The 24,855-nt window shown below is 62.2% G+C and carries 18 protein-coding genes and 3 rRNA genes; 17 read left to right on the plus strand and 4 right to left on the minus strand.

Annotated features, from left to right (window positions below; translation table 11 throughout):
- Window positions 1-3 precede the first annotated feature (3 nt).
- Both argH and V3C33_06430 read left to right on the plus strand, forming a co-directional pair.
- The gene (gene argH, locus V3C33_06425; GenBank protein ID XAS68908.1) at window positions 4-1,455 is read left to right on the plus strand and encodes an argininosuccinate lyase; all 1,452 of its coding nucleotides are present in this window, start codon (window positions 4-6) and stop codon (window positions 1,453-1,455) included.
- A 118-nt stretch (window positions 1,456-1,573) separates the two neighbouring features.
- Complete coding sequence (locus tag V3C33_06430) at window positions 1,574-2,329, plus strand: maleylpyruvate isomerase family mycothiol-dependent enzyme (GenBank protein ID XAS68909.1); 756 nt, start codon at window positions 1,574-1,576, stop codon at window positions 2,327-2,329.
- A gap of 43 nt (window positions 2,330-2,372) precedes the next feature.
- Here V3C33_06430 and V3C33_06435 read toward each other — a convergent pair whose 3' ends face one another.
- Complete coding sequence (locus V3C33_06435) at window positions 2,373-2,882, minus strand: methylated-DNA--[protein]-cysteine S-methyltransferase (GenBank protein XAS68910.1); 510 nt, start codon at window positions 2,880-2,882, stop codon at window positions 2,373-2,375.
- Window positions 2,879-4,372: an AlkA N-terminal domain-containing protein gene (locus V3C33_06440; protein ID XAS68911.1), complete on the minus strand. Its 1,494-nt coding sequence runs from the start codon at window positions 4,370-4,372 to the stop codon at window positions 2,879-2,881. Before V3C33_06440 ends, V3C33_06435 begins: the two co-directional genes overlap by 4 nt.
- Window positions 4,373-4,453: 81 nt before the next feature.
- On the opposite strand from V3C33_06440, the gene V3C33_06445 reads away from it, so the two are divergent.
- The gene (locus V3C33_06445; protein XAS68912.1) at window positions 4,454-5,107 is read left to right on the plus strand and encodes a DNA-3-methyladenine glycosylase; all 654 of its coding nucleotides are present in this window, start codon (window positions 4,454-4,456) and stop codon (window positions 5,105-5,107) included.
- Here V3C33_06445 and V3C33_06450 read toward each other — a convergent pair.
- On the minus strand, window positions 5,077-5,661 hold the full coding sequence (locus V3C33_06450) for a GNAT family protein (GenBank protein XAS69669.1): 585 nt from the start codon (window positions 5,659-5,661) through the stop codon (window positions 5,077-5,079). The genes V3C33_06445 and V3C33_06450 overlap by 31 nt on opposite strands.
- Between V3C33_06450 and V3C33_06455 the strand changes: the two genes are divergently transcribed.
- The 14 genes from V3C33_06455 to recN all read left to right on the plus strand — a co-directional run bounded on the left by V3C33_06455 (window position 5,643) and on the right by recN (window position 24,266).
- Entirely contained in the window at window positions 5,643-6,200 is a 558-nt protein-coding gene (locus V3C33_06455) for an adenine phosphoribosyltransferase (protein XAS68913.1), read from the plus strand. The two genes, V3C33_06450 and V3C33_06455, sit on opposite strands and share 19 nt — an antisense overlap.
- A gap of 105 nt (window positions 6,201-6,305) precedes the next feature.
- The gene (locus tag V3C33_06460) at window positions 6,306-8,534 is read left to right on the plus strand and encodes an AAA family ATPase (protein ID XAS68914.1); all 2,229 of its coding nucleotides are present in this window, start codon (window positions 6,306-6,308) and stop codon (window positions 8,532-8,534) included.
- A gap of 68 nt (window positions 8,535-8,602) precedes the next feature.
- Window positions 8,603-9,916 (plus strand): tyrosine--tRNA ligase, encoded by a 1,314-nt coding sequence (gene tyrS, locus V3C33_06465; GenBank protein XAS68915.1) that lies wholly within the window; start codon window positions 8,603-8,605, stop codon window positions 9,914-9,916.
- 66 nt (window positions 9,917-9,982) lie between these two features.
- Entirely contained in the window at window positions 9,983-10,168 is a 186-nt protein-coding gene (locus tag V3C33_06470) for a hypothetical protein (protein ID XAS68916.1), read from the plus strand.
- 274 nt (window positions 10,169-10,442) lie between these two features.
- Window positions 10,443-11,969 (plus strand): 16S ribosomal RNA (locus tag V3C33_06475).
- 523 nt (window positions 11,970-12,492) lie between these two features.
- Window positions 12,493-15,631: ribosomal RNA gene (locus V3C33_06480) — 23S ribosomal RNA — on the plus strand.
- Window positions 15,632-15,836: 205 nt separating this feature from the next.
- Window positions 15,837-15,953: ribosomal RNA gene (gene rrf, locus V3C33_06485) — 5S ribosomal RNA — on the plus strand.
- The 16S, 23S and 5S rRNA genes sit together here, the layout of an rRNA operon.
- Before the next feature lie 221 nt (window positions 15,954-16,174).
- Window positions 16,175-17,571 (plus strand): IS3 family transposase gene (locus V3C33_06490; protein XAS69670.1). Its coding sequence is split into 2 segments (ribosomal slippage): window positions 16,175-16,553 and window positions 16,553-17,571, totalling 1,398 coding nucleotides; the frame shifts between segments, so codons are not numbered across the junction.
- Between the two features lie 257 nt (window positions 17,572-17,828).
- The gene (locus V3C33_06495; GenBank protein XAS68917.1) at window positions 17,829-19,394 is read left to right on the plus strand and encodes a hypothetical protein; all 1,566 of its coding nucleotides are present in this window, start codon (window positions 17,829-17,831) and stop codon (window positions 19,392-19,394) included.
- A 6-nt stretch (window positions 19,395-19,400) separates the two neighbouring features.
- Entirely contained in the window at window positions 19,401-20,390 is a 990-nt protein-coding gene (locus V3C33_06500) for an HAD-IIA family hydrolase (protein ID XAS68918.1), read from the plus strand.
- Window positions 20,391-20,399: 9 nt separating this feature from the next.
- Window positions 20,400-20,654 carry a hypothetical protein gene (locus V3C33_06505; protein ID XAS68919.1) on the plus strand — a complete coding sequence of 85 codons (255 nt, stop codon included), beginning with the start codon at window positions 20,400-20,402 and terminating at the stop codon, window positions 20,652-20,654.
- A 2-nt stretch (window positions 20,655-20,656) separates the two neighbouring features.
- A complete protein-coding gene (locus tag V3C33_06510) occupies window positions 20,657-21,469 on the plus strand; it encodes a TlyA family RNA methyltransferase (protein ID XAS68920.1) in 813 nt (270 codons plus the stop codon).
- Between the two features lie 13 nt (window positions 21,470-21,482).
- On the plus strand, window positions 21,483-22,523 hold the full coding sequence (locus V3C33_06515; protein XAS68921.1) for an NAD kinase: 1,041 nt from the start codon (window positions 21,483-21,485) through the stop codon (window positions 22,521-22,523).
- Window positions 22,524-22,526: 3 nt separating this feature from the next.
- Complete coding sequence (recN, locus tag V3C33_06520) at window positions 22,527-24,266, plus strand: DNA repair protein RecN (GenBank protein ID XAS68922.1); 1,740 nt, start codon at window positions 22,527-22,529, stop codon at window positions 24,264-24,266.
- A gap of 26 nt (window positions 24,267-24,292) precedes the next feature.
- Here the strand turns inward: recN and V3C33_06525 are convergent, their stop codons facing one another.
- Window positions 24,293-24,811, minus strand: a complete 519-nt coding sequence (locus tag V3C33_06525; GenBank protein XAS68923.1) for a DUF2867 domain-containing protein — start codon at window positions 24,809-24,811, stop codon at window positions 24,293-24,295.
- Window positions 24,812-24,855 lie beyond the last annotated feature (44 nt).

Raw genomic sequence — 24,855 nt, forward strand, 5'->3', positions numbered from 1 at the left:
CCGGTGGCCGAGCAGAATCCGGTGGGGAGCGAGACCCCGAAGACCGGGCACACCAACGAAGGCGCCCTGTGGGGCGGGCGCTTCGCCGGCGCCCCCGCAGATGCCCTTGCCGCGCTCAGCAAGTCCACGCACTTTGACTGGCGGCTGGCCCGCTACGACATTGCCGGTTCCATGGCGCACGCCCGCGTGCTGCACAAGGCCGGCCTATTGGAAGACGGCGAGCTCGAAGGCATGCTCTCGGCGCTCACACGGCTGGACGATGACGTAGCCTCCGGCGCGTACATCCCCTCGGAATCGGACGAGGACGTGCACGGCTCGCTGGAGCGCGGTCTGATCGAGCGGGCTGGAACGCAGCTCGGCGGCAAGCTCCGGGCCGGGCGTTCGCGCAATGACCAGGTGGCCACACTGGGACGTATGTTCCTGCGCGACCATGCCCGGATCATTGCCCGCGGTGTGCTGGCCACCATCGCTTCCCTGGTGGAGCAGGCCAAGGCGCACCACGGTGTGGCGATGCCCGGCCGCACGCACCTGCAGCATGCCCAGCCGGTGCTGCTGAGCCATCATCTGCTGGCCCATGCCTGGGCCCTGCTGCGCGATGTGCAGCGGCTCCAGGACTGGGACAAGCGCGCAGGCGTTTCGCCGTACGGTTCAGGCGCCCTGGCAGGTTCGTCACTGGGCCTGGATCCGGAGGCGGTTGCGGCTGATCTTGGCTTCTTCTCTGCCACGCACAACTCGATCGACGGCACCGCCTCCCGCGATGTCTTCGCCGAGTTCGCGTGGATTACAGCCATGATCGGGGTGGACCTGTCCCGCGTCTCGGAGGAAGTCATCCTGTGGGCCACCAAGGAGTTCTCCTTTGTGACCTTGCACGATTCCTACTCCACCGGATCTTCCATCATGCCGCAGAAGAAGAATCCGGACGTGGCCGAACTGGCACGGGGAAAAGCCGGACGGTTGATCGGCAACCTGACCGGGCTGCTCGCAACCCTGAAAGGCCTGCCGCTCGCGTACAACCGCGATCTGCAGGAGGACAAGGAACCGGTCTTTGACGCTGCGGACACGCTGGAGCTCCTGCTCCCTGCGGTTTCCGGCATGATCGCCACCCTGAAGTTCAACACTGAGCGGATGGAATCGCTGGCCCCGCAGGGCTTCGCGCTCGCAACGGACATTGCCGAGTGGCTGGTCCGCCAGGGAGTTCCGTTCCGGGAAGCGCATGAACTCTCAGGCGCCGCCGTGAAGCAGGCCGAAAGCCGCGGCGTCGAACTCTGGGATCTGACGGATGCCGAATACGCAGCCATTTCGGAGCACCTGACCCCGGAGGTCCGCACGGTTCTCAGCACCGAGGGTTCGCTCAACAGCAGGAACTCCCAGGGCGGTACCGCGCCGGCCGCCGTCGAACGCCAGCTTGTGGCGCTCGAAGCGGAAATCTCCGCTGTGCAGGCATACGCCGGCTGAACGGGCCTGACACCATCTGCGAGGTGGCACTTTGCGGCAGTGATTTCAAAGATCATGGCCGTGACGTGTCACCTCGCAGTGCGTTAACTCTCATTAACTGTCCGCTAGGATGGGCGCCATGACCGGAATCACACCTGAGATGCTTCTCGCCGAACTGCACAAAGCGGCCGACGTCGTTGCCTCCACTGCAGCCAAGCTCACCGGCGCGGACGTCACGTCGCCCTCGGAACTGCCCGGCTGGACGCGCGGACACGTCCTGGCGCACATTACCGGGATCGCCAATGCGATGGCGCGGCAGCTGGAATACGCAGCGCGCGGCAAGTCCGTGGAGCTCTACGACGGCGGTTACGAAGGACGCACCCAAGCGATCGAAATGGCCGCCGGACACAGCGCTGACGAACACCGGGCGGATCTGGCTGTGGCGCTGGAACGGGCCCTGCGTGCTTTTGATGCCCTGGACGGACCTGACGCGGCGAACGGGGCCGGGTGGCAGATTCCCATTGCGTACCGCGGGGGAGTAGTGCTCGACGGCGGACTGGCCCTGTGGCGCGAGCTGGTGATCCACACGTCGGATCTCGGCACCGGCCGTGGCCCGGAGACGTGGAGCCGGACGTTCTGTGAACACCTCTTTGATTTCCTGGCCGCCCGTGTCCCCGCCGGCCAGAAGTTTGTCCTCCTGCCGCTCGGACTTCCTCCGGTGGCAATCGGCAGCGGCGGCCGCTCCACCGCCATCAACGGCATGATCACCGACATTGCAGCGTGGCTTGCCGGGCGGGAGCCCTCCATGGGCAGCCTCCGGGCATCTGCAGCGGCCGACGGCGTGGACCTCCCGGAGCTTTTGCCGTGGCCGTCCGGGGTGCCGACCACCAAATAAACCGGTTGCTGTCGATCCCGGACTTCACGTCAGCAGCACTCACTCAGGGGCGGGCCGTATTCTCCTTTTCGCGCGCCAGCAGGCTCTCCTTGACGCGCAGCCCCCAGCGGAATCCGCCGAGTGTGCCGTCGGTCCTTACCACCCGGTGGCACGGCACAAACAGGGCCGCAGCGTTGAGTGCACAGGCGCTGGCCGCGGCCCGGACCGCTTTCGGATTTCCGGACAGCTGGGCGTATTCGGTGTAGGTTACCGGCGTTCCCGGGCTGACGGTCCGCAGCACGTCCCAGGCATGGCTGCGGAAGGGGCCCGATTTCTGCAGTACCCGCACGTTCATGGCCGGTACGGGGTCGCCCGAGTAGAAAGCATCCACGGCCTCGGAAATGGCGCCGAGGTCCTGGACAGCGTCAAAGTCCTCGGGCATCAGCTCCGGATGGATCTGGCCCGTCAGCTCGGCGGCCTCGGCTGTCCAGCCGGACGCCAGCACGGCGCCTTCATGCGCAATGATGGTGAATGGTCCGTCCGGGGTGGTCATGGTCAACAGCTGGGCTTTCATGTCATCGCCTTCGTTAGGTTGTTGGTCTTCGGGGCTGCAGCTGCGCGCCACAAGTGCATGGTCGCGTAGGACCGCCAGGGGCTGACCTCGCGGAAATCGAGATTGAGCGGGGATATCCGTACACCGGTCATCTGGCGCTCAGCCAGGGAGCGGATCCCGTTCCGCACGGCGGCGTCATTTGCCAGGAAGACGTCCGGGGCGCCGATCACACGCATGGCCACGTAGCCCACGGTCCACGGACCAACCCCGGCCAGCGGCAGAAGCTTGGCCTCCAGGCCGGGCAGATCATCGCCGTAGCCGAAGTCGAGCTCCCCCGATGCCATGGCAGCAGCGGCCGCCCGGATGGAATCGATCCGGCGTTGCGGGCCGCGAAGCAGTTCAAAGCCGGTGTCGGCGATCTGGGCTGCGGTGGGAAACATCCGGTGCAGCCCGTCTTCCGGAACGAGGCTGTCGCTGCCGGCCGCTGACAACTGGGTCAAGGCGGTTCGTGCCGCTGCCACAGTGATCTGCTGCCCGATCATTGCCCTGATCAGCAGTTCCTGGGGATCCACGGCGCCCGGCATCCTGATTCCGGGACTTCCCGCAACCACGGCCAACAGCCTCGGATCCGAACCCAGCGCGCCATCAATCGCCACGGGATCGGCGTCGAGATCAAAAAGCCGGCGGATCCTGCTCAACAGCACGGGGAGATCCCGCAGGTCCACCGCGCTGATGGTGAGCACCAGCGGCCGGCCCGGCGCGCCGGCGGCAAAATCAACGCTGAAGCGGGCATCGCCGTGGGGGAGCCGCAGCGAGCGGGCGTAGGAGGTTGATGTCCCGGTCTCTATTCCGTGGACGGCCCGGACGGCCAGGAAGTCAAAAATGCCGGGATCGAACGGCTCGCGGTAGGGGAGGTTGAGCGTCAGTGCAGTGGTCGCTGCCGGCGCCCGCTGATGCCGCGCGGTTCCACGCAGTGCGGTGGGCGTCATCTCGAAGACTTCGCCTACGGTCTCGTTGAACTGCCTGACGCTGCTGAATCCTGCGGCGAAAGCGATGTCGGCCAATTTCATGGGTGTGGATACGAGCAGGGTGCGGGCGGTCTGTGCCCGGCTGGCGCGCGCCAGGGACAGCGGACCGGCGCCAAGTTCGTTGCTGAGGATGCGGTTGAGCTGGCGGGAGGAATAGCCCAGGCGTGCGGCGAGACCTTCCACGCCGTCGCGGTTGATGACGCCGTCATTGATCAGACGCATGGCGCGCCCGGCGATGTCCGAGCGGATGTTCCAGGCAGGCGTTCCGGGAACGGCTTCCGGGAGGCAGCGCTTGCAGGCCCGGTAACCGGCGTCGTGGGCGGCAGCGGAGGTTTCGTAGAACGTGACATTTTCGGCTTTCGGAGTCCTGGCGGGGCACGAGGGCCGGCAATAGATACCGGTGGTGCGCACCGCCGTGTAGAACTGCCCGTCGAAACGGGTGTCGCGTGCGTCGATCGCACGGTAGCGCTGCCAGAAGTCCATCACTCCATCCTGCCAGCTTCCGGAACCCCCTGCTAGCGGAAATCGGACATGGCCGTGAGCGGCATTCGGTAAAGTCGGAGCATGAGCACGGGCAGCCATTCCGTCGAACCGCGGGTCACTTTGCGCGAGCTGCTGTCCGGAGACGCCCGTAAGGTTGCCCCGTTGCTTCTGGGATCAACCCTGACCCACGATTCGCCGGACGGAACAGTGTCCGTCCGCATCACGGAAGTTGAGGCATATCTGGGCCCCGGGGATTCCCGGCATCCGGACCCCGGGTCCCATACATTTCGCGGCCCCACTCCCCGTAACGCCCCGATGTTCGGGCCCGCAGGTCACCTGTACGTGTACTTCACCTACGGGATGCACTATTGCGCCAACATCGTCTGCGGTCCCGGCGGCGTAGCATCAGCCGTTTTGCTGCGGGCCGGCGAAGTCATTGCTGGCCACCAGCTGGCGCTTGCCAGGCGGCCGACATCGAAATCAGCCAGGGATCTTGCCAGGGGGCCCGCGAGACTCGCCACGGCAATGGGACTGACGACGGCGGACAGTGGCCGGGACGCCCTGGAAGCCCCATTCAACCTCGAGCTGCCGCCGCGTCCCGCCCTGGACACCAGCTCCGGTCCGAGAGTCGGGGTGGCGGGCGCCGGCGGTTCGGACCAATACCCGTGGCGTTTCTGGATCAGCGGCGATCCAACGGTTTCCAATTACAAGGCCGCGACGGCGCGCCCGGCGTAGTCCTGCGGCAGGGCGAACGGGGCGAGCCGCTGCTGAAGGCGTTCCCTGAGCACCGGCCATTCGTGCCGCAGGATCGAGAAGACCGCGGTGTCGGAACGGCCGCCGTCGGGGGCACCGCGGTGTCCGAGCAGCACCCCCTCAAACTGCGCGCCGAGCCGTTCGATCGCTGCGGCGCTTCGGACATTCCGGGCATCGCAGCGGAAACCAACCCGGTGGACGGACAGGACATCAAAGGCGTATGCCAGCAGCATGTGCTTGCTGGCGGGGTTCACGTGGCTGCCCCAGAACTGACGGCCGTAGAACGTGCCGCCTGTCTCAACCCGCTGCTGCTGGGGCAGATAGTCATAGAGCGACGTGGTTCCAAGCAGCGCACCTGTGCGCTGGTCCGTGACGGCAAAGGGGAATGCGGACGGATCGTCCAGCCGGGAAAGGAACCACTGGCGGCGTCTGGAAATGGGTAGTCGCGGTTTTAAGAATGAACATTCGTGAGCGGGCGGTGGAACAAGGCTTTGGTGCCACCCAGTAGGGTGGACGGGTGAATCAAAGCGAGCCAGGCCAAGTCAAAAGAACCGCGTCTGTGGATGAGCTGATCACCAGCCTCTGCGCCACGGTCCCGGATCACCCCAGACCCGGGATCGTCTTTAAGGACCTGAGCCCCGTTTTCGCCGATGCGGTGGCTTTCCGGGCCGTTGTTGACGCGCTGGCGGAGCCGTTCAAAGGCCAGTTCGACGCCGTTGCAGGTATCGAAGCCCGCGGTTTCCTACTGGCCTCGGCCGCCGCCTATGCCACCGGCACCGGAGTGATAACCGTCCGGAAGGCAGGCAAGCTGCCCCGGGAGGTCTATTCAGAGGACTATGCCCTGGAATACGGCACAGCCTCGCTTGAGCTGCATACGACCGATGTGCCGGCCGGAAGCCGGGTGCTGATCCTTGACGACGTCCTGGCAACGGGGGGAACGCTCGGCGCTGCCACGCGGCTGTTCGAGCGATGCGGGGTCCACGTGGCGGGCGTGGGAGTCGTGATGGAACTCGGTGAGCTGCGCGGTCGCTCAGCATTGACCGGGCACCGCGTCAGGTCGCTCCTCCGCCTCTGACCGGTGGTCAGCCGCGACCGGTTTCCGCGTTACTGAAGTTTCAACGCGTTTACGGAAATGGTTGTAGAATGGACGGTCTGTCTTTTGCGATAGGGGAACGTTTTGATGCACGACGCCGATTTGGCCCAGGAACGCGACTATGTTGCCGGTTTGTACGCACGGCTTGACGAGTTGCGCGACGAAAAACGCACGCAGCTGGCCCAGGTGCGGCGCGCCGGTGCTGTGGGTACCATGCAGAACGTCTCGGAACGTGACGCTTTTGCGGCGCTGTACGAGGACCGATTGGCGCAACTCGACGCCGTCGACGACCGCCTTGTGTTTGGCCGGCTGGATCTTGACTCCGGTGAAGCCCAGTACATCGGCCGCATCGGCCTCACCACCGAGGACCTGCAGCGGCTTATGGTGGACTGGCGCGCGCCTGAAGCCGGACACTTTTACCAGGCCACCGCGTTTGACCGGCAGGGCGTCCGCCGCCGCCGGCACCTGATTCTGCAGGGCCGCGAGGTCAAGGCCATCGAGGACGACGTCCTGGATGCCGACATGCTGGCAGACAACGCTTCACTGCAGGGCGAGGGCGCATTGCTCGCAGCGCTGAATTCCAAACGCACCGGGAGGATGTCGGACATTGTCGGCACCATCCAGTCGGAGCAGGACCGCATCATCCGGTCCTCCATTTCCGGGGCCGTTGTGGTCCAGGGTGGTCCAGGCACGGGAAAAACGGCCGTTGCCCTGCACCGCGCGGCGTACCTGCTGTACACGCACCGTGACCGGCTCAAGTCCGCCGGCGTGCTGCTGGTGGGCCCGTCGTCGTCCTTTATGAAGTACATCGAACGGGTATTGCCTTCGCTTGGTGAAACCGGCGTGGTGATGGCGAGCGTCGGCAGGCTGATGCCCGGCATCAACGCTGTGGCAGAGCCGGATTCCACCGTGGCCGCCATCAAGGGCCGCCTGGACATGGCTGGCGTGGTGGCCAACGCGGTTGCCCACCGTCAGCGGATTCCCCTGGAAGACCGGATCCTGGACGTCGACGGACGCCGGCTGGTCCTCACCCCGCGGCAGGTCCGCCGGGCACGCGAACGGGCGCGTTCCACGGGCAAACCGCACAACGAGTCGCGCGTGACTTTCGTCAAGATCCTGCTCCGCGAGCTGACTGAGCAGATGACGGAGCTCGTGGAGGCCGGCAGCATCGGCAACAATGCGGACCGCTCCTATCTTGCTGAGGACGTCCGCACGTCCCGCGACGTCCGCATTGCACTGAATTTGTGCTGGATGCCCTTGACCCCGGAGAAGCTGATCAGCGAGCTGCTCAGCAAACAGTCAGTCCTGGAGGCCTGCACCCCCAAGCTCACTTTGGAGGAGCGTGCCTTGCTGCTTCGTCCCGCGGACGCCCCGTGGACCGAAGCTGATGTTCCGTTGCTGGACGAAGCAGCCGAGCTCCTTGGCGAATTGGATCCGGCTGCCGGCCGCGGTCTGGCCCAGCAGGAACATGACCGCGCACGCGACATCGCGAATGCAAAGCAGACTCTGGTCAATATGGAAACAGCAGGCGTGGACGTCCTGGTGACCGCCGAGGAACTGGTGGACCAGAACCAGGAACGCGAGGCCAGGCTGACGGCAGCCGAGCGCGCCACAAGCGACCGCACCTGGGCCTTCGGGCACATCGTGGTGGACGAGGCCCAGGAGCTTTCGCCCATGCAGTGGCGGCTCCTGGTTCGCCGCTGCCCGCTGAAATCGTTCACCATCGTGGGGGACATTGCGCAGACCAGTTCCGTTTCCGGCGCCAATTCCTGGCAGAGTGCCCTGGCGCCGATGTTCGGCGACCGCTGGCAGCTCGAAGAGCTGACGGTCAACTACCGCACACCGTCCCAGATCGCCGAGGCCGCCGCCCGGATGGCGAACGCAGCGGGCCTCGTGGTTTCAGTGCCCAAGGCTGTCCGCGAAGGCCGCTGGTCCCCGGTTATTGACCGTGTGCAGCCGGGCAGCATCGTCAGCCGGCTCGTGGAAGTGCTTCCGGAGGAGCTTGCAGCGCTCGACGGCGGTTTGCTGGCAGTAATTGCCGACGGCCAGCTCCTGCCGGAAGCCACCGCCGCTTTGCGCGCGGTTTACGGACGGCGCGTCGGCACCGGCGCCGGAAGCTACGAACAGGACGTTGTAGTCATCAGCCCGCGGGAAGCCAAGGGCCTGGAATTCGACGGCGTCGTGGTGCTTGAGCCTTCCATGATGCTGAACCACAAGCACGGACGGGTCGGAGATCTCTACGTTGCCATGACGCGGCCCACCCAGCGGCTGCGGCTGATCGCGGCTGCCGGAGTCCCGGCAGGCATCGAACGCTGAGTCCCGGCGGGGCGGGCAGTCGGGTAATCCGACGCCTCCGCCCCGCCAATCCTGCTAACTTAGATCACGTGTCACACCTAACTAATCTCGAGTCCCAACAGAACGATCCGGGCTTTGCCAATATCTGGCAGGAGCTTAAGTGGCGCGGTCTTGTCCACGTTTCCACCGATGAGACGGAACTGGAGAAACTCCTCGCCGGAGATCCGGTGACCTATTACTGCGGCTTCGACCCCACCGCCCCGAGCCTCCACCTTGGCAACCTCGTGCAGCTGCTGCTTATGCGGCGGCTGCAGCTTGCGGGGCACAAGCCTTTGGGGCTGGTGGGGGGGTCCACCGGGTTGATCGGTGACCCTCGTCCGACGGCGGAGCGCACCCTGAACACGAAGGACACTGTGTCCGAGTGGGTTGGCTACCTGCAGGCCCAGGTCCGCCGGTTCCTCAGTTTCGAGGGCGACAACGCCGCACGCATGGTCAACAATCTTGACTGGACCGCCCCGCTGAGCGCCATCGACTTCCTGCGCGAGATCGGCAAGCACTTCCGCATCGGCACGATGCTCCGCAAGGATGCCGTGGCATCACGTCTCAGCTCGGACGAAGGCATCAGCTACACGGAGTTCAGTTACCAGATCCTGCAGGGCATGGACTATCTCCAGCTCAACCGCGACTACGGCTGCGTCCTGCAGACCGGCGGATCTGACCAGTGGGGCAACCTGACCAGTGGCACCGAGCTCATCCGCAAGGTGGAGGGCAGAATTGTCCACGCCCTGGGCACACCGCTCATCACCAACTCTGACGGAACCAAGTTCGGAAAGAGCGAAGGCAATGCGATCTGGCTTGATCCGGAAATGTGCAGCCCCTACGCCTTCTACCAGTTCTGGCTCAACACGGCAGATGCCGACGTCGCTGACCGGCTGAAGATCTTCACTTTCCTGAGCAGGGCCGAGATTGAGGCGTTGGAAGTTTCCATCGCAGAACGTCCGTTCGCCCGTGACGGGCAGCGGAGACTTGCTTTCGAAGTCACGTCCCTTGTTCACGGCGTGGATGCCACCGAAAAAGTAATCGCCGCTTCCGCTGCCCTGTTCGGTAACGGTGACCTGTCGGTTCTGGACGAGCAGACGCTGGAAGCTGCCACCGCCGAGCTTCCTTCGGCGCGGATAGCCGCCGAAGGCATGGGCATTATTGATCTGCTCGTGGCAACAGGCCTTTCAGACAGCAAGTCCGCGGCCCGCCGGACAATCGGTGAAGGCGGTGCCTACGTGAACAACGCCAAGGTGTCAGATCCGGACGCGGTGATTCCTGTGGAGGAGCTGCTGCATGGCCGGTACCTCCTGTTGCGGAGGGGCAAAAAGAACCTGGCAACCGTTGAGGTTTCAGCACCCTGACCTTCGGTTACGGGCTGTTTACACGCTCCTTCGCGGCCGATTTGCACGGCTGCGGGGGAGCGTGTAATGTCTTCTGAGTCGCCGCCGCTGAGTGGCGACAACCCCCTTCAATTGAGAAGCAATTCGTCATGTGTGCAAAGCAGCTGTGCTGCTTGCATGAATGAAGAAAAGCTTCAACTTCTGATGGGCGGATTCATTCCACCAGGTGAATATCGGGAAAATAACCCGGATTTGCAAAGTGAATATGAATGAAATAAGCTATAAACATCGCAGCGAAGAAATGCGAAACAAAAGAATTCATTGTTTATGAATTTGTTTCGAGAATTATTCGAATGTGTCTGTTGTTTGAGAACTCAATAGTGTGCCAAGTTTGTTGATACCGGTTTATTTTATATGAATTGGTTGAATTTGCCGGATCCTGCCACCCCGTGGTTGGGGTCTGGTTTTTACAGCTGGTTTCAAATTTTGTGCGGCCTTCACGTCCCGTTTTCCCGGGGGTGTTGGTTGTGTCTGTTTTTGTTTTACTTCAACGGAGAGTTTGATCCTGGCTCAGGATGAACGCTGGCGGCGTGCTTAACACATGCAAGTCGAACGATGATCCCCAGCTTGCTGGGGGTTTTAGTGGCGAACGGGTGAGTAACACGTGAGTAACCTGCCCTTAACTCTGGGATAAGCCTGGGAAACCGGGTCTAATACCGGATATGACTCCTTGCCGCATGGCGGGGGGTGGAAAGCTTTATTGTGGTTTTGGATGGACTCGCGGCCTATCAGCTTGTTGGTGAGGTAATGGCTCACCAAGGCGACGACGGGTAGCCGGCCTGAGAGGGTGACCGGCCACACTGGGACTGAGACACGGCCCAGACTCCTACGGGAGGCAGCAGTGGGGAATATTGCACAATGGGCGCAAGCCTGATGCAGCGACGCCGCGTGAGGGATGACGGCCTTCGGGTTGTAAACCTCTTTCAGTAGGGAAGAAGCGAAAGTGACGGTACCTGCAGAAGAAGCGCCGGCTAACTACGTGCCAGCAGCCGCGGTAATACGTAGGGCGCAAGCGTTATCCGGAATTATTGGGCGTAAAGAGCTCGTAGGCGGTTTGTCGCGTCTGCCGTGAAAGTCCGGGGCTCAACTCCGGATCTGCGGTGGGTACGGGCAGACTAGAGTGATGTAGGGGAGACTGGAATTCCTGGTGTAGCGGTGAAATGCGCAGATATCAGGAGGAACACCGATGGCGAAGGCAGGTCTCTGGGCATTAACTGACGCTGAGGAGCGAAAGCATGGGGAGCGAACAGGATTAGATACCCTGGTAGTCCATGCCGTAAACGTTGGGCACTAGGTGTGGGGGACATTCCACGTTTTCCGCGCCGTAGCTAACGCATTAAGTGCCCCGCCTGGGGAGTACGGCCGCAAGGCTAAAACTCAAAGGAATTGACGGGGGCCCGCACAAGCGGCGGAGCATGCGGATTAATTCGATGCAACGCGAAGAACCTTACCAAGGCTTGACATGGACTGGAAAAGCGCAGAGATGTGCTCCCCTCTTTGAGGCCGGTTCACAGGTGGTGCATGGTTGTCGTCAGCTCGTGTCGTGAGATGTTGGGTTAAGTCCCGCAACGAGCGCAACCCTCGTTCTATGTTGCCAGCGCGTTATGGCGGGGACTCATAGGAGACTGCCGGGGTCAACTCGGAGGAAGGTGGGGACGACGTCAAATCATCATGCCCCTTATGTCTTGGGCTTCACGCATGCTACAATGGCCGGTACAAAGGGTTGCGATACTGTGAGGTGGAGCTAATCCCAAAAAGCCGGTCTCAGTTCGGATTGGGGTCTGCAACTCGACCCCATGAAGTCGGAGTCGCTAGTAATCGCAGATCAGCAACGCTGCGGTGAATACGTTCCCGGGCCTTGTACACACCGCCCGTCAAGTCACGAAAGTTGGTAACACCCGAAGCCGGTGGCCTAACCCCTTGTGGGAGGGAGCTGTCGAAGGTGGGACTGGCGATTGGGACTAAGTCGTAACAAGGTAGCCGTACCGGAAGGTGCGGCTGGATCACCTCCTTTCTAAGGAGCACCTACAATGTCCTGTTTTCCGTGTATGCGGGGGGCGGGGGTTGTCAGGAGTACAGCCCGTTTCGCGGACGATTGTTCCGCGGCGGGTGCTCATGGGTGGAATATCAGCGAATAGCGGCTGCCGGTTTTCTCCGGTGCTTAGTACGGTGTTTTCCTTCGGGAGGGTGCCTGGAACGGTGCGGGGGTGAGTGGGTGGTTTAGTGTTTGGCACACTGTTGGGTCCTGAGGCAACAGGGCCGCGGGTTCATGGCTTTTGCCGTGTCCGCGGGTTTTGTTTGTTTCTGGTTTCCTGGCTGCATCGATCACGCACGTGGTTCTCCTTCGGGGGTTGTGTGTGGGGTGTGTGGTTTGGGGTTGTTGTTTGAGAACTACATAGTGGACGCGAGCATCTTTTATAAGAAGCAATTTCCAAGAATATGAACCTGGATCTGTCCGTGCGTGTGCTGTCTTTCGGGATGGTGTGTGTGGGTGGTTTCTGTGGTTCTCTCGTGAATTAGTTTTTTTGATCTTTTGTGGTCAAGTTTTTAAGAGCACACGGTGGATGCCTTGGCATTAGGAGCCGAAGAAGGACGTAGGAATCTGCGATAAGCCTGGGGGAGTCGATAACCGGACTGTGATCCCAGGGTGTCCGAATGGGGAAACCCCGCCAGGCGCGCGAGTGATCTGGTGACCCGCATCTGAACACATAGGGTGCGTGGGGGGAACGCGGGGAAGTGAAACATCTCAGTACCCGCAGGAAGAGAAAACAACAGTGATTCCGTCAGTAGTGGCGAGCGAACGCGGATCAGGCTAAACCGTTCCATGTGTGATAGCCGGCGGGCGTTGCATGGTCGGGGTTGTGGGACTTTCCGTTCTGTCTCTGCCGGGACAGTGAGGTGAGTAGTACAGGCATAGGTGAACGGTCTTGAAAGGCCGGCCAGAGAGGGTGTGAGCCCCGTAACCGAAATGTTGTGTACCGCCTGGGAAGTATCCCAAGTAGCACGGGGCCCGAGAAATCCCGTGCGAATCTGTCAGGACCACCTGATAAGCCTAAATACTCCCTAATGACCCATAGCGGACCAGTACCGTGAGGGAAAGGTGAAAAGTACCCCGGGAGGGGAGTGAAACAGTACCTGAAACCGTGTGCTTACAATCCGTCGGAGCCAGTCTGATTCTGGTGACGGCGTGCCTTTTGAAGAATGAGCCTGCGAGTTAGTGTTACGTCGCGAGGTTAACCCGTGTGGGGAAGCCGTAGCGAAAGCGAGTCTGAACAGGGCGTTGCAGTGGCGTGATCTAGACCCGAAGCGAAGTGATCTACCCATGGCCAGGTTGAAGCGACGGTAAGACGTCGTGGAGGACCGAACCCACTTCAGTTGAAAATGGAGGGGATGAGCTGTGGGTAGGGGTGAAAGGCCAATCAAACTTCGTGATAGCTGGTTCTCCCCGAAATGCATTTAGGTGCAGCGTTGCGTGTTTCTTACCGGAGGTAGAGCTACTGGATGGCTAATGGGCCCTACAAGGTTACTGACGTCAGCCAAACTCCGAATGCCGGTAAGTGAGAGCGCAGCAGTGAGACTGTGGGGGATAAGCTTCATAGTCGAGAGGGAAACAGCCCAGACCACCAACTAAGGCCCCTAAGCGTGTGCTAAGTGGGAAAGGATGTGGAGTTGCGAAGACAACCAGGAGGTTGGCTTAGAAGCAGCCATCCTTAAAAGAGTGCGTAATAGCTCACTGGTCAAGTGATTCCGCGCCGACAATGTAGCGGGGCTCAAGTACACCGCCGAAGTTGTGGATTTCAGATATTAGCTAAGCCGGAGACTTGTTCTTCTGGTTCAGGCGTCTGGAGTGGTAGGGGAGCGTCGTGTGGGCAGTGAAGTCGCGGTGTAAACCAGCGGTGGAGCCTACACGAGTGAGAATGCAGGCATGAGTAGCGAAAGACGGGTGAGAAACCCGTCCGCCGAATGATCAAGGGTTCCAGGGTCAAGCTAATCTGCCCTGGGTAAGTCGGGACCTAAGGCGAGGCCGACAGGCGTAGTCGATGGACAACGGGTTGATATTCCCGTACCGGCGAAAAACCGTCCATGCTGAACAGGGGATACTAACTGCCCGAGACCTGCCCAATCGCCCTTCGGGGTGTGCGGGTTTTGGTGGAGCGCGGGACCTGATCCTGGGAGGTAAGCGTATTAACAGGTGTGACGCAGGAAGGTAGCTGAGCCGGGCGATGGTAGTCCCGGTCCAAGGATGTAGGGCGAACGGTAGGCAAATCCGCTGTTCATGATGCCTGAGACCCGATGGGACTCCCGTGAGGGGGGATTCAGTGATCCTATGCTGCCTAGAAAAGCATCGACGCGAGGTTTTAGCCGCCCGTACCCCAAACCGACACAGGTGATCAGGTAGAGAATACTAAGGCGATCGAGAGAATTATGGTTAAGGAACTCGGCAAAATGCCCCCGTAACTTCGGGAGAAGGGGGGCCCCCATCGTGAACCACACTTGCTGTGGGGAGCGTGCAGGGGCCGCAGAGACCAGGGGGAAGCGACTGTTTACTAAAAACACAGGTCCGTGCGAAGTCGCAAGACGATGTATACGGACTGACTCCTGCCCGGTGCTGGAAGGTTAAGAGGACCGGTTAGCCGCAAGGCGAAGCTGAGAATTCAAGCCCCAGTAAACGGCGGTGGTAACTATAACCATCCTAAGGTAGCGAAATTCCTTGTCGGGTAAGTTCCGACCTGCACGAATGGAGTAACGACTTCCCCGCTGTCTCAACCATAAACTCGGCGAAATTGCAGTACGAGTAAAGATGCTCGTTACGCGCAGCAGGACGGAAAGACCCCGAGACCTTTACTATAGTTTGGTATTGGTGTTCGGAGTGGCTTGTGTAGGATAGGTGGGAGACGTTGAAACCCGGACGCCAGTTCGGGTGGAGTCATCGTTGAAATACCACTCTGGTCACTTTGGACATCTAACTTCGGCCCGTAATCCGGGTCAGGGACAGTGCCTGATGGGTAGTTTAACTGGGGCGGTTGCCTCCTAAAAAGTAACGGAGGCGCCCAAAGGTTCCCTCAGCCTGGTTGGCAATCAGGTGTCGAGTGTAAGTGCACAAGGGAGCTTGACTGTGAGAGAGACATCTCAAGCAGGGACGAAAGTCGGGACTAGTGATCCGGCGGTACATTGTGGAATGGCCGTCGCTCAACGGATAAAAGGTACCTCGGGGATAACAGGCTGATCTTGCCCAAGAGTCCATATCGACGGCATGGTTTGGCACCTCGATGTCGGCTCGTCGCATCCTGGGGCTGGAGTAGGTCCCAAGGGTTGGGCTGTTCGCCCATTAAAGCGGTACGCGAGCTGGGTTTAGAACGTCGTGAGACAGTTCGGTCCCTATCCGCTGCGCGCGCAGGAAATTTGAGAAGGGCTGTCCTTAGTACGAGAGGACCGGGACGGACGAACCTCTGGTGTGTCAGTTGTACTGCCAAGTGCACCGCTGATTAGCTACGTTCGGATGGGATAACCGCTGAAAGCATCTAAGCGGGAAGCTCGCTTCGAGATGAGATTTCCATACACCCTCGGGTGTGAGAGGCCCCCAGCCAGACCACTGGGTTGATAGGCCGGATGTGGAAGCGAGGACTAACGACTCGTGAAGCTGACCGGTACTAATAGGCCGATAACTTACACCACACACCACCCGTGAACGGATCCTTCAAAAGACGTTCACACCAAGGGTGGTACAAAGAAACAAGACTGCTTGCGTCCACTATGTGGTTCCCAAACAACAAACCCTTACCGGCTTGTTGCAGGGAACACCACAACTGAATAACAACACCACAGTTGTAACACCAGATTTCCCACCCCACACCCCGGTGTGCGGGACGGGAGCAAGGGTTACGGCGGTCATAGCGTGGGGGAAACGCCCGGTCCCATTCCGAACCCGGAAGCTAAGACCCACAGCGCCGATGGTACTGCACCCGGGAGGGTGTGGGAGAGTAGGTCACCGCCGGACAACCATTAAAAAAAGGTCGAGAGCCCCCAACCACCAGGTCGGGGGCTCTCCCACATTAACCACCCAACACAAAACACAACACCACCCCTGCGAGTCCCCCTACGTGTCAGGGTTGGGTGAGGCCAGTACCTCATAGCAACTTCGTCTAATTCGTAGGGCGAGAATCAGGAACATCACTAATGTCTATCTCCACAATTTCCCCGGTGCGGGAAGATGGGTCCATGAGTAATCCTGGCCCCCGCGCCGGTGGCCCGAGTCCTCGAAGGTCGTTCACTCCGGCACAAAAATTAGCCCACCTGGACGCCTACCAGCAGGCCTGTGATGACGGCACCGGCGGCGGAGCCTACCTGCGGAGCGAGGGCCTGTATTCCTCGCAGATCACCGAGTGGCGCAAGCTCCGTGATGCCGGCGTGCTCGAGGGCAAAAAGCCCGGTGAGACGATCGGCAAACTCACTGCTGAACAAGCAGAAATCGCTCGTCTACGCCGGCAGCTGGAGGTGAGTGAACGCAAGCTGGCACGGACGGAAGCTGCGTTATCGATTATGGAAAAAGCACGACAGCTTTTGGAGGATATCTCCGAAAGCGCGGAACAACAGCCCTGGTACAAGAAACCCTGACCAGAGCCTATACCGACCTTACAAAGGCGGACATTCCAACCAGGGAAGCGGCCCTCCTGGCCGGGATATCGAGGGCCACAGCGACCCGTAAGCCCCGGACACCGGTGACCGATTTGATGCCCGCCTCGGCCCCACTGAACAAGATCAGCCCAGCCGAACGCGCACGGATCCTGGCCACGGTGAATTCGGAGCGATTCGTGGACCTGCCGCCGGTCCAGATCTACGCCCAGCTCCTGGACGAGGGGATCTATTTGTGTTCAATCTCCACGTTCTACCGGGTTCTGGCCGAGAACAGCCAGGTCAAGGAACGCCGCCGGCAGGCACGCCATCCCCCCAGGACGATTCCGGAACTCATCGCGACAGGGCCCGGCCAGGTCTACTCCTGGGACATCACCAAACTCGCCGGTCCAGTGAAGGGGAAATACCTCGATTGCTACGTCATGATCGACATCTACTCCCGCTACATTGTCGGAGCCTACGTCCACGCCCATGAGTCCGGGGAGCTGGCGGTGGAGATGATGAAGGAGATCTTCGGCATTCACGGCATCCCGGAGATCGTCCACGCCGACCGTGGGACGTCCATGACGAGTAAAACGGTTGCCGCATTGCTCTCTGACTTGGAGGTCACCCGGTCGCATTCTCGGCCCCGGGTAAGCAATGACAACCCGTACAGCGAGGCGTGGTTCAAGACGCTGAAGTTCGCTCCCGTGTTCCCTGAACGCTTCGGCTCGCTGCCCGATGCGAGGACCTTCATTGCGTCCTTCGTCGACGGGTATAACCACACTCATCGCCACACCGGAATAGGCCTGAACACCCCCGCAGATGTCCACTACGGCCTTGCCGCCGGCAAAGCCGTCGAGCGCTCGAAAACCCTGGCCGCAGCACGCCAGAGGAACCCCGAACGATTCGCCACCAGGAAGGACCCCAAAATCCTGGTCATCCCCGACACGGCATGGATCAACAAACCAGCCGAGAAAAACGAAACAAAAGCAGCAGCCTAACTCCCACTGGCCTCATTCGCCTTGACAAATTCCGGTCCCCGTCCCGTCCGGCACATGGGTTGCCTCCCGGACTGTGAGTCTTCACACGCCAATGCTTCTGACGGGCAGGGCGTTAGTCGGGCTGAGGGGTCTCGCCTAGAATTGCATGAGATGTACGGACTTCGAAGCGTTTGATTCGGGTTGCGTAGGACAACGAAATACGGATATGAGCGGCTGCGCTTGCGCGAGCTGTCAGCTCAAAACAGGAGGAATCCATCATGGCTGAGCACAACGGCGGGAATCGCGGCGGAAAAGACGCCGGCAAGTCCCGCGGCGACCGCGGTTCCAACGGCGGCTCGTTCCGCGGAACCAATAATTCCGGCGGAGAGCCCAGGGGATTCCGTTCCCAGGACAACCGGGGCAGCGGTGGAAGCGACGGCCCGCGTCGTGCGCCCGGCGCAGGAGACCGTAAGCCGTTTGGTGATCGTCCCCGCCGAGAAGGCGACGGCGAACGCCGTACCTTTGGTGGCGGTGAGCGCAAGCCTTACGGTGACCGCGACAACAAATCCTTTGGTGGCGGTGAGCGCAAGCCTTACGGTGACCGTCCTCGTCGCGAAGGTGACGGCGAGCGTCGCAGCTTCGGAGGCGGAGATGGCCGCAAGCCTTTCGGCGACCGTCAGGACAGAGCGCCGCGCAGCCATGAGCGCAGTGATTCCGGCCCGCGCCAGTTCGGACGGGACCGCGCAGAAGAGCGGCCCGCACGCGTTCCCAATGCCCGTGATCTCCGCAGCGCCAACCGCCCGGACCGCGAACGCTCGCCCGAGATCGACGACGACGTCACGGGTAAGGAGCTGGACCGCGCCACCCAACACCAGATCAAGACCCTCGAAGAGAACAGCGCCGAGTGGGTTGCCCGTCACCTGGTCATGGCAGGCCGACTGATTGATGAAGAGCCGGAGCTGGCATTCCAGCATGCTCTGGCCGCCAGCCGCCGTGGCGGCAGGCTTTCTGCCGTCCGTGAAGCGGTGGGACTGACGGCTTACGCTGCCGGACACTACGGCGAAGCCCTGCGGGAATTCCGCACGTACCGTCGGATCAGTGGTTCCAACGCGCACCTGCCGGTCATGGCGGACTGCGAACGCGGCTTGGGGCGCCCGGACCGCGCTCTCGACGTTGTCCGTTCCGAGGAGGCCAAGGATCTGGATGCGCCCGGAAAAGTTGAGCTTGCCATCGTCGCCGCAGGAGCCCGGTCCGATCTCGGCCAGCTGGATGCCGCCGTTGCCGAACTCGAAATTTCCCAACTCGACATCAACCGAGCCTTCTCATACAGCCCCCGGCTGTTCCGTGCCTATGCAGACGCACTGACGGCTGCCGGCCGCAAAGCCGACGCCGGAAAGTGGCTGCGCCAGGCCGTTGTGGCCGAAAACGCACTCGGAATCGGGGCGGACGAAGAACCGGACATCGTTGACCTCGGCTGGGACGAGGAAGAGGAAGCCCGTGAGGAAGCGGAACGACGCCGTCTCCTGGCCCGGGCTGCTGCTGACTCTGCGCCTGAAGCTGACAAGTCTCAGGAAAAGACGCCCGTGGAGAGCGCGGCGCCGTCCGCGGACCAGTCACAGAAGCCCTTGCTTGACAAAGGATCCGACGACGTCGAATCGGACTACTTTGAGTCCGACGACGCCGAGTCAGACGTTGATTCTGCAGAAGCCGATGACGATGAAGATGAACACATCGAAAACGGCGTAGACGGCAACGAATCCGTCGCCGTCGAACAGGGCTCCGAAGCCGGCGGCCATGCCCGCGAGGATGCGGATTCCGGACAGCCGGAACGCTCGGAGGACTAATCAGGTATGGCCGACGTCCCACTGATATCACTGTTTGATGCTTTGTTGGCTGACCTGGACGGCGTGGTTTACGCCGGACCGCATGCCATTCCGGGCGCTGTGGAGTCCCTGCAGCAGCTTGCGGGAATCGGGGTGGGGCTTGGTTATGTCACCAATAATGCGTCCCGCACCCCTGCGCAGGTTGCCGCGCACCTCCGCGAGCTTGGTGCACCGGCTGAGGACCGCCAGGTTGTCAGCTCTTCGCAGGCCGCGGGGGAGCTGCTTTCCTCGTTGCTTCCAGCCGGTGCCCATGTGCTGGTGACAGGAAGTCCCGCCCTGGCCCATGAAATCGAGCTGGTGGGCCTGAAACCTGTGCACAGCGCCCAGGAGGATCCTGTAGCGGTGGTCCAGGGATTCAACCCCGACATCGGCTGGAAGGATCTGGCGGAGGCGTCATACGTCATTGCAGCCGGTGCACTCTGGGTGGCCACCAACACAGACATGTCCATTCCGCAGGCACGCGGCATCGCACCGGGCAACGGCACACTGGTTGCGGCCGTGGCAGCGGCCACCGGTCAGAAACCCCTGGTCGCCGGCAAGCCCGAAGCGCCGCTGTTCCACACTGCTGCCAAACGCCTCGCAGCTGAACGGCCACTGGTGGTGGGCGACCGCCTGGACACTGACATCCTCGGTGGCAATAACGCGGGATTTGCCACAGTTGCCGTGCTGACCGGCGTCGATTCCAGGGAATCGATTCTGGCGGCCAGAACGGCGGAACGGCCGGACTACGTCATCAGTACCCTCGCGGATCTCCATTTGCCGTATCCGTCCGTGGAGCCCGACGGCGGCGGCTTCCGCTGCGGTGCCGGCTTCGCCGAGGTCAGCGGGGACTCGGTCCGGATCAGTGGCGGGCAGGACCGGCTCGACTCCTGGCGGGCTGCGTTTGCAGCGTGGTGGCAGTCCAAGCCTCAGGCTGCAGAAGCGACGGCTCCGCGGCTTGAGTGGCTGGATCACTAGACTGGTGCCATGACCGAGCCGACTGAAAACCCGGGAGAAGTCCAGCCCGTAGTTGAATGGCCGGAGTCTCCCGGCACCAATGCCGCCGAAGCAGACGGGCGCGGGGTCTGGATCAACGACCCCGGCGTGGCGGCTCTGCTTGGCCGGCTCGATGGATTGCCCGGGCTTCCTGTGGCGGACCATAACGCTGTCTACACGGAGGTCCACGACGCCTTGCTTGAAGCACTGAATGAAGACACAGGATCCCGGACGGGTGAAGCCTGACGATGGCAAGACTTGATCTGACGCTCGTCAGCCGCGGGCTGGCGAGATCACGCACGCATGCCGCAACACTTATTGCCGAGGGAAAGGTGAGCTCTGACGGTCAGTCGCTGTCCAAGGCATCCCTGCAGATCCCGGACGACCGGGACCTGACTGTCGAGGACGACGGCGAGGACACGTACGTGAGCCGCGCAGGCCGCAAACTTGCGGGTGCCCTTGACGTCTTTCCCGGCATCGCGGTAGAGGGCAAGCGATGCCTTGACGCCGGGGCGTCCACCGGGGGATTCACCGAGGTGCTGCTGCGGCGAGGCGCGGCCCATGTGGTGGCGGTCGACGTCGGGCACGGACAGCTGGTTCCCCAGCTCAGAAGCGATCCGCGCGTGTCCGTCCACGAAGGGCTGAATGTCCGTTACATGGCACCGGAACACATCGGCGGTATTGCCGAACTGACGGTGGCGGACCTGTCCTTCATTTCGCTGACCCTGGTGGTCTTCCCGCTTGCTGCCTGCACCGAACCTGGAGGTGATCTGGTGCTGATGGTCAAGCCCCAGTTTGAAATCGGGAAAGACCGGCTGGGACGCACCGGCGTGGTGAATTCGGAACGGGAACGGCGGATGGCAGTGGAAAAAGTCGCCAACGCTGCCCTCGATGCCGGGCTCGATCTGTGCAGCCTGGCGGCCAGCCCATTGGCCGGACAGGACGGAAACGTCGAATACTTCCTGTGGATAAAGCGCAGGATCACCCAAGACTTGCCTAAGATCGAAGAGCGGGACGCAGCCATCGCTGCGTTGCTTGGAAATATCTGGCCGAACCACTAGAAAGCGGAACCCGATGAGCAGGCGTGTACTGGTCCTTGCCCACACAGGCCGCGAGGAATCACTCAGGGCTGCCTGGGATGCGTGCGTCCAACTGCATGCCTTCGGGATCGTGCCGGTGATGCAGGAGTCCGAGCTCGGCGAAATGGAGCGGCATTTCGGCCGGCTGGACCAGCCCGTGGAGATCCTCCACGACCATGTGCAGCTGCCGGAGGTGGAGCTGGTGATGGTTCTTGGCGGCGACGGAACCATCCTGCGCGCGGCCGAACTGGTCCGCGAAGTGGATGTTCCGCTCCTCGGCGTCAACCTGGGCCACGTGGGTTTCCTGGCCGAAAGCGAACGTGCGGATCTGACGCAGACCGTGGAGTGGATTGCCCGCCGTGACTACACGGTGGAGGAACGGATGACCATCGACGTCCAGGTGTGGGTGCGCGGGCAGAAAATCTGGCACACCTGGGCCTTGAACGAGGCAGCGATTGAAAAAGGCAACCGGGAACGGATGCTCGAGGTGGTCACGGAGGTGGACGAGCGGCCGCTGACCTCCTTCGGTTGTGATGGCGTTGTGCTCGCAACCCCCACCGGATCCACGGCCTACGCCTTCTCGGCAGGCGGGCCCGTAGTGTGGCCGGAGGTTGAGGCGCTGGTCATTGTCCCCATCAGCGCCCATGCCCTGTTCGCCAAACCCCTGGTGGTTTCACCACGCTCCAGGCTTGCGGTGGAGATCCTGAACAGGACAGACGCGCAGGGCGTGTTGTGGTGCGACGGACGGCGCTCCGTGGATCTACCACCCGGGGCCCGTGTGGAAGTGACAAAATCAGCCACCCCCGTGCGCCTGGCCAGAACCCATCAAACACCCTTTTCAGCCCGGCTGGTCCGTAAGTTTGAGCTGCCGATTCACGGCTGGAGGGGCCCGGTTCCACAATCGGAGGTCATTCACACCGGACCCGTACCGGTGATCCGTACACCCCGGCCCATGCCGCTTCCGGCCGCGCCCCGGAACGCTGGACCCGGACATGCGGTGCCCGGCCAGACAACTGATCCCACGACTGCAAAGTGAATCATGCTTGAAGAACTGAGAATCCGCGATCTGGGCGTCATCACGGACGCCACACTACCGCTGGGCCCGGGGCTGAGCGTGGTGACCGGTGAAACCGGCGCCGGAAAAACCATGGTGGTCACCGCCGTCGGGCTCCTTCTGGGCGCCAGATCCGATGCCGGTGCGGTCCGGAGCGGCGCCAAAAGTGCCTCTGCGGAAGCTGTGTTAAAGCTCGACGCCGGGCATCCCGCCGTGAAACGCGCCCGCGAGGCTGGCGCTGAGGTTGAGGAGTTCGCCGGCGGAGCTGAACTGCTGCTGGCGCGCAGGCTGGGCGCTGACGGGCGCAGCCGTGCGTATCTGGGTGGCAGAGCCGCCCCGGTGGGGGTGCTCGCCGAGATCGGCGAAACGCTGGTGGTGGTGCATGGGCAGTCGGATCAGATCCGGCTCAAGGGTGCGGTGGCCCAGCGGGGTGCCCTGGATAAGTTCGCAGGCGAAGCCCTGGCAGCGGCCCTCGGCGGATACCAGGAGCTATTCCGGCACTGGAAGGCTATCCAGACTGAACTTGAAACGCTTCGCAGCGCTGCGCGTGACCGCCTGCGTGAGGCGGAGTCGCTGCAGATTGCCTTGGCGGAAATCGATGAAGTGGATCCGGAGCCGGGGGAGGACGAGACCCTCAAGGCGGAGGCGGTGAAACTGGCCAACATCGAGGAGCTGCGGATTGCTGCCTCCACGGCCCACGAGGCAATCATCGCCGAGGACTACGGCGATGCCGGCGATGCCACCTCGCTGGTGGATTCAGCCAAGCGGACCCTTGAGCATGTTGCCGAACACGATGGCGAGCTGGGCGCTGCCGCGGCACGCCTGGCCGAGGTGGGGTTCCTCCTGAACGACATCGCTGTCGAACTGGCCAGCTACCAGGCAGGCCTGGACACGGAAGGGCCGGAACGGCTCGCCGAGATCGAGGACCGGCGCTCCGTGTTGGCCAGGCTCGTCCGCAAATATGCACCCAGTATCGACGAAGTGCTGGTGTGGGCCGACAAGGCGCGCGTGCGGTTCGATGAACTCCAGGACGACTCCACCCGGATCGACGCCCTCGACGCTGAAGTGGTGCAGTCAGAGACGGAGCTCCGGAAGCAGGCCGCCAGCATCAGCAAAATCCGTGCCAAGGCTGCCAAGGACCTCTCAGCCAGGGTCAGCGCAGAGTTGAAAGCGTTGGCCATGGCGGATGCCACCCTGGTCATCAACATCGAAGCCGGCGGGCAGCTGGGGCCCTTCGGCGCGGATGAAATCTTTTTCCTGCTCCAGCCCCACTCGGGTGCACCTGCCCGGCCACTGGGGAAGGGCGCCTCCGGCGGCGAACTTTCCCGTGTGATGCTGGCCATTGAGGTAGTTCTTGCCGCCGTGGATCCGGTGCCCACTTTCGTTTTTGATGAGGTGGATGCCGGGGTTGGCGGACGGGCAGCCGTGGAAATCGGGCGCCGGCTGGCCATGCTTGCACGCCATGTGCAGGTTCTGGTGGTCACCCACCTGCCACAGGTGGCCGCCTTCGCCGATCAGCACATCAGGGTCACCAAAACGTCCGTCAGGGGCGCCGACGGTGCCACCGCCACAGGGTTCACCTCCAGCGACGTCCAGCTGCTGGACGGGCCCGAACGGGTCAAAGAGCTGGCGCGAATGCTGGCCGGCCAGGAGGACTCGGAGTCGGCCCAGGCGCATGCCCAGGAGCTGCTGGACGACGCCAAACTGCTCCCGCAGCAGGTCTAGCGGAGTTCTCCCGGCAAGGGCTCCCGCTAGTGGCGTGAGAGGCGGCGGATGGCCCGCGCCATCATGGCGTGCACCACCAGCGGGTGCAGGACCCGCACCGGCGCAAAGTACAGCCGCCCGCGCCAGCCCTTGAGGCGCACAGCCGTGGTGATCCGCAAGAGCCTGGCCCCGGCGTCGAGCGCCACACCGCAGCGGAAGTCCAGATGAGCGTCGTCGGCGCTGATGAGCGCCTCTTCACCTCGGACCTCTGCCACCGCGAACGCGTTGGCCGGCGCCCGGCGGATACCGATCATGCCCACAGCCCTCTGGCGGAGTCCCATCAGAAGCCGGATCCAGGCGGGCATGGATCCGAGCGAAAAAACTGTGTCCGCCCAGAGCCGGGGATCCGTTGGGCAGCCCGCGGGAACTGGGAGGACAATCACATCTGCGTAGTCGGGGACCGGAATGGATTCCAGGGCCAACGAACGGAAAACAGGACTGATCCGGGCATCCGCCCCGGATTGCCGCCCGTCCGCGGGTCCGCCTGATGATTCCTGTGTGGTCACCCCTTGATCGTAGGGTGACCGCACGGGAGACTGAAGCCTTTGGG

It is taken from the genome of Micrococcaceae bacterium Sec5.7 (assembly GCA_039636785.1).
Lineage (GTDB): Bacteria > Actinomycetota > Actinomycetes > Actinomycetales > Micrococcaceae > Arthrobacter.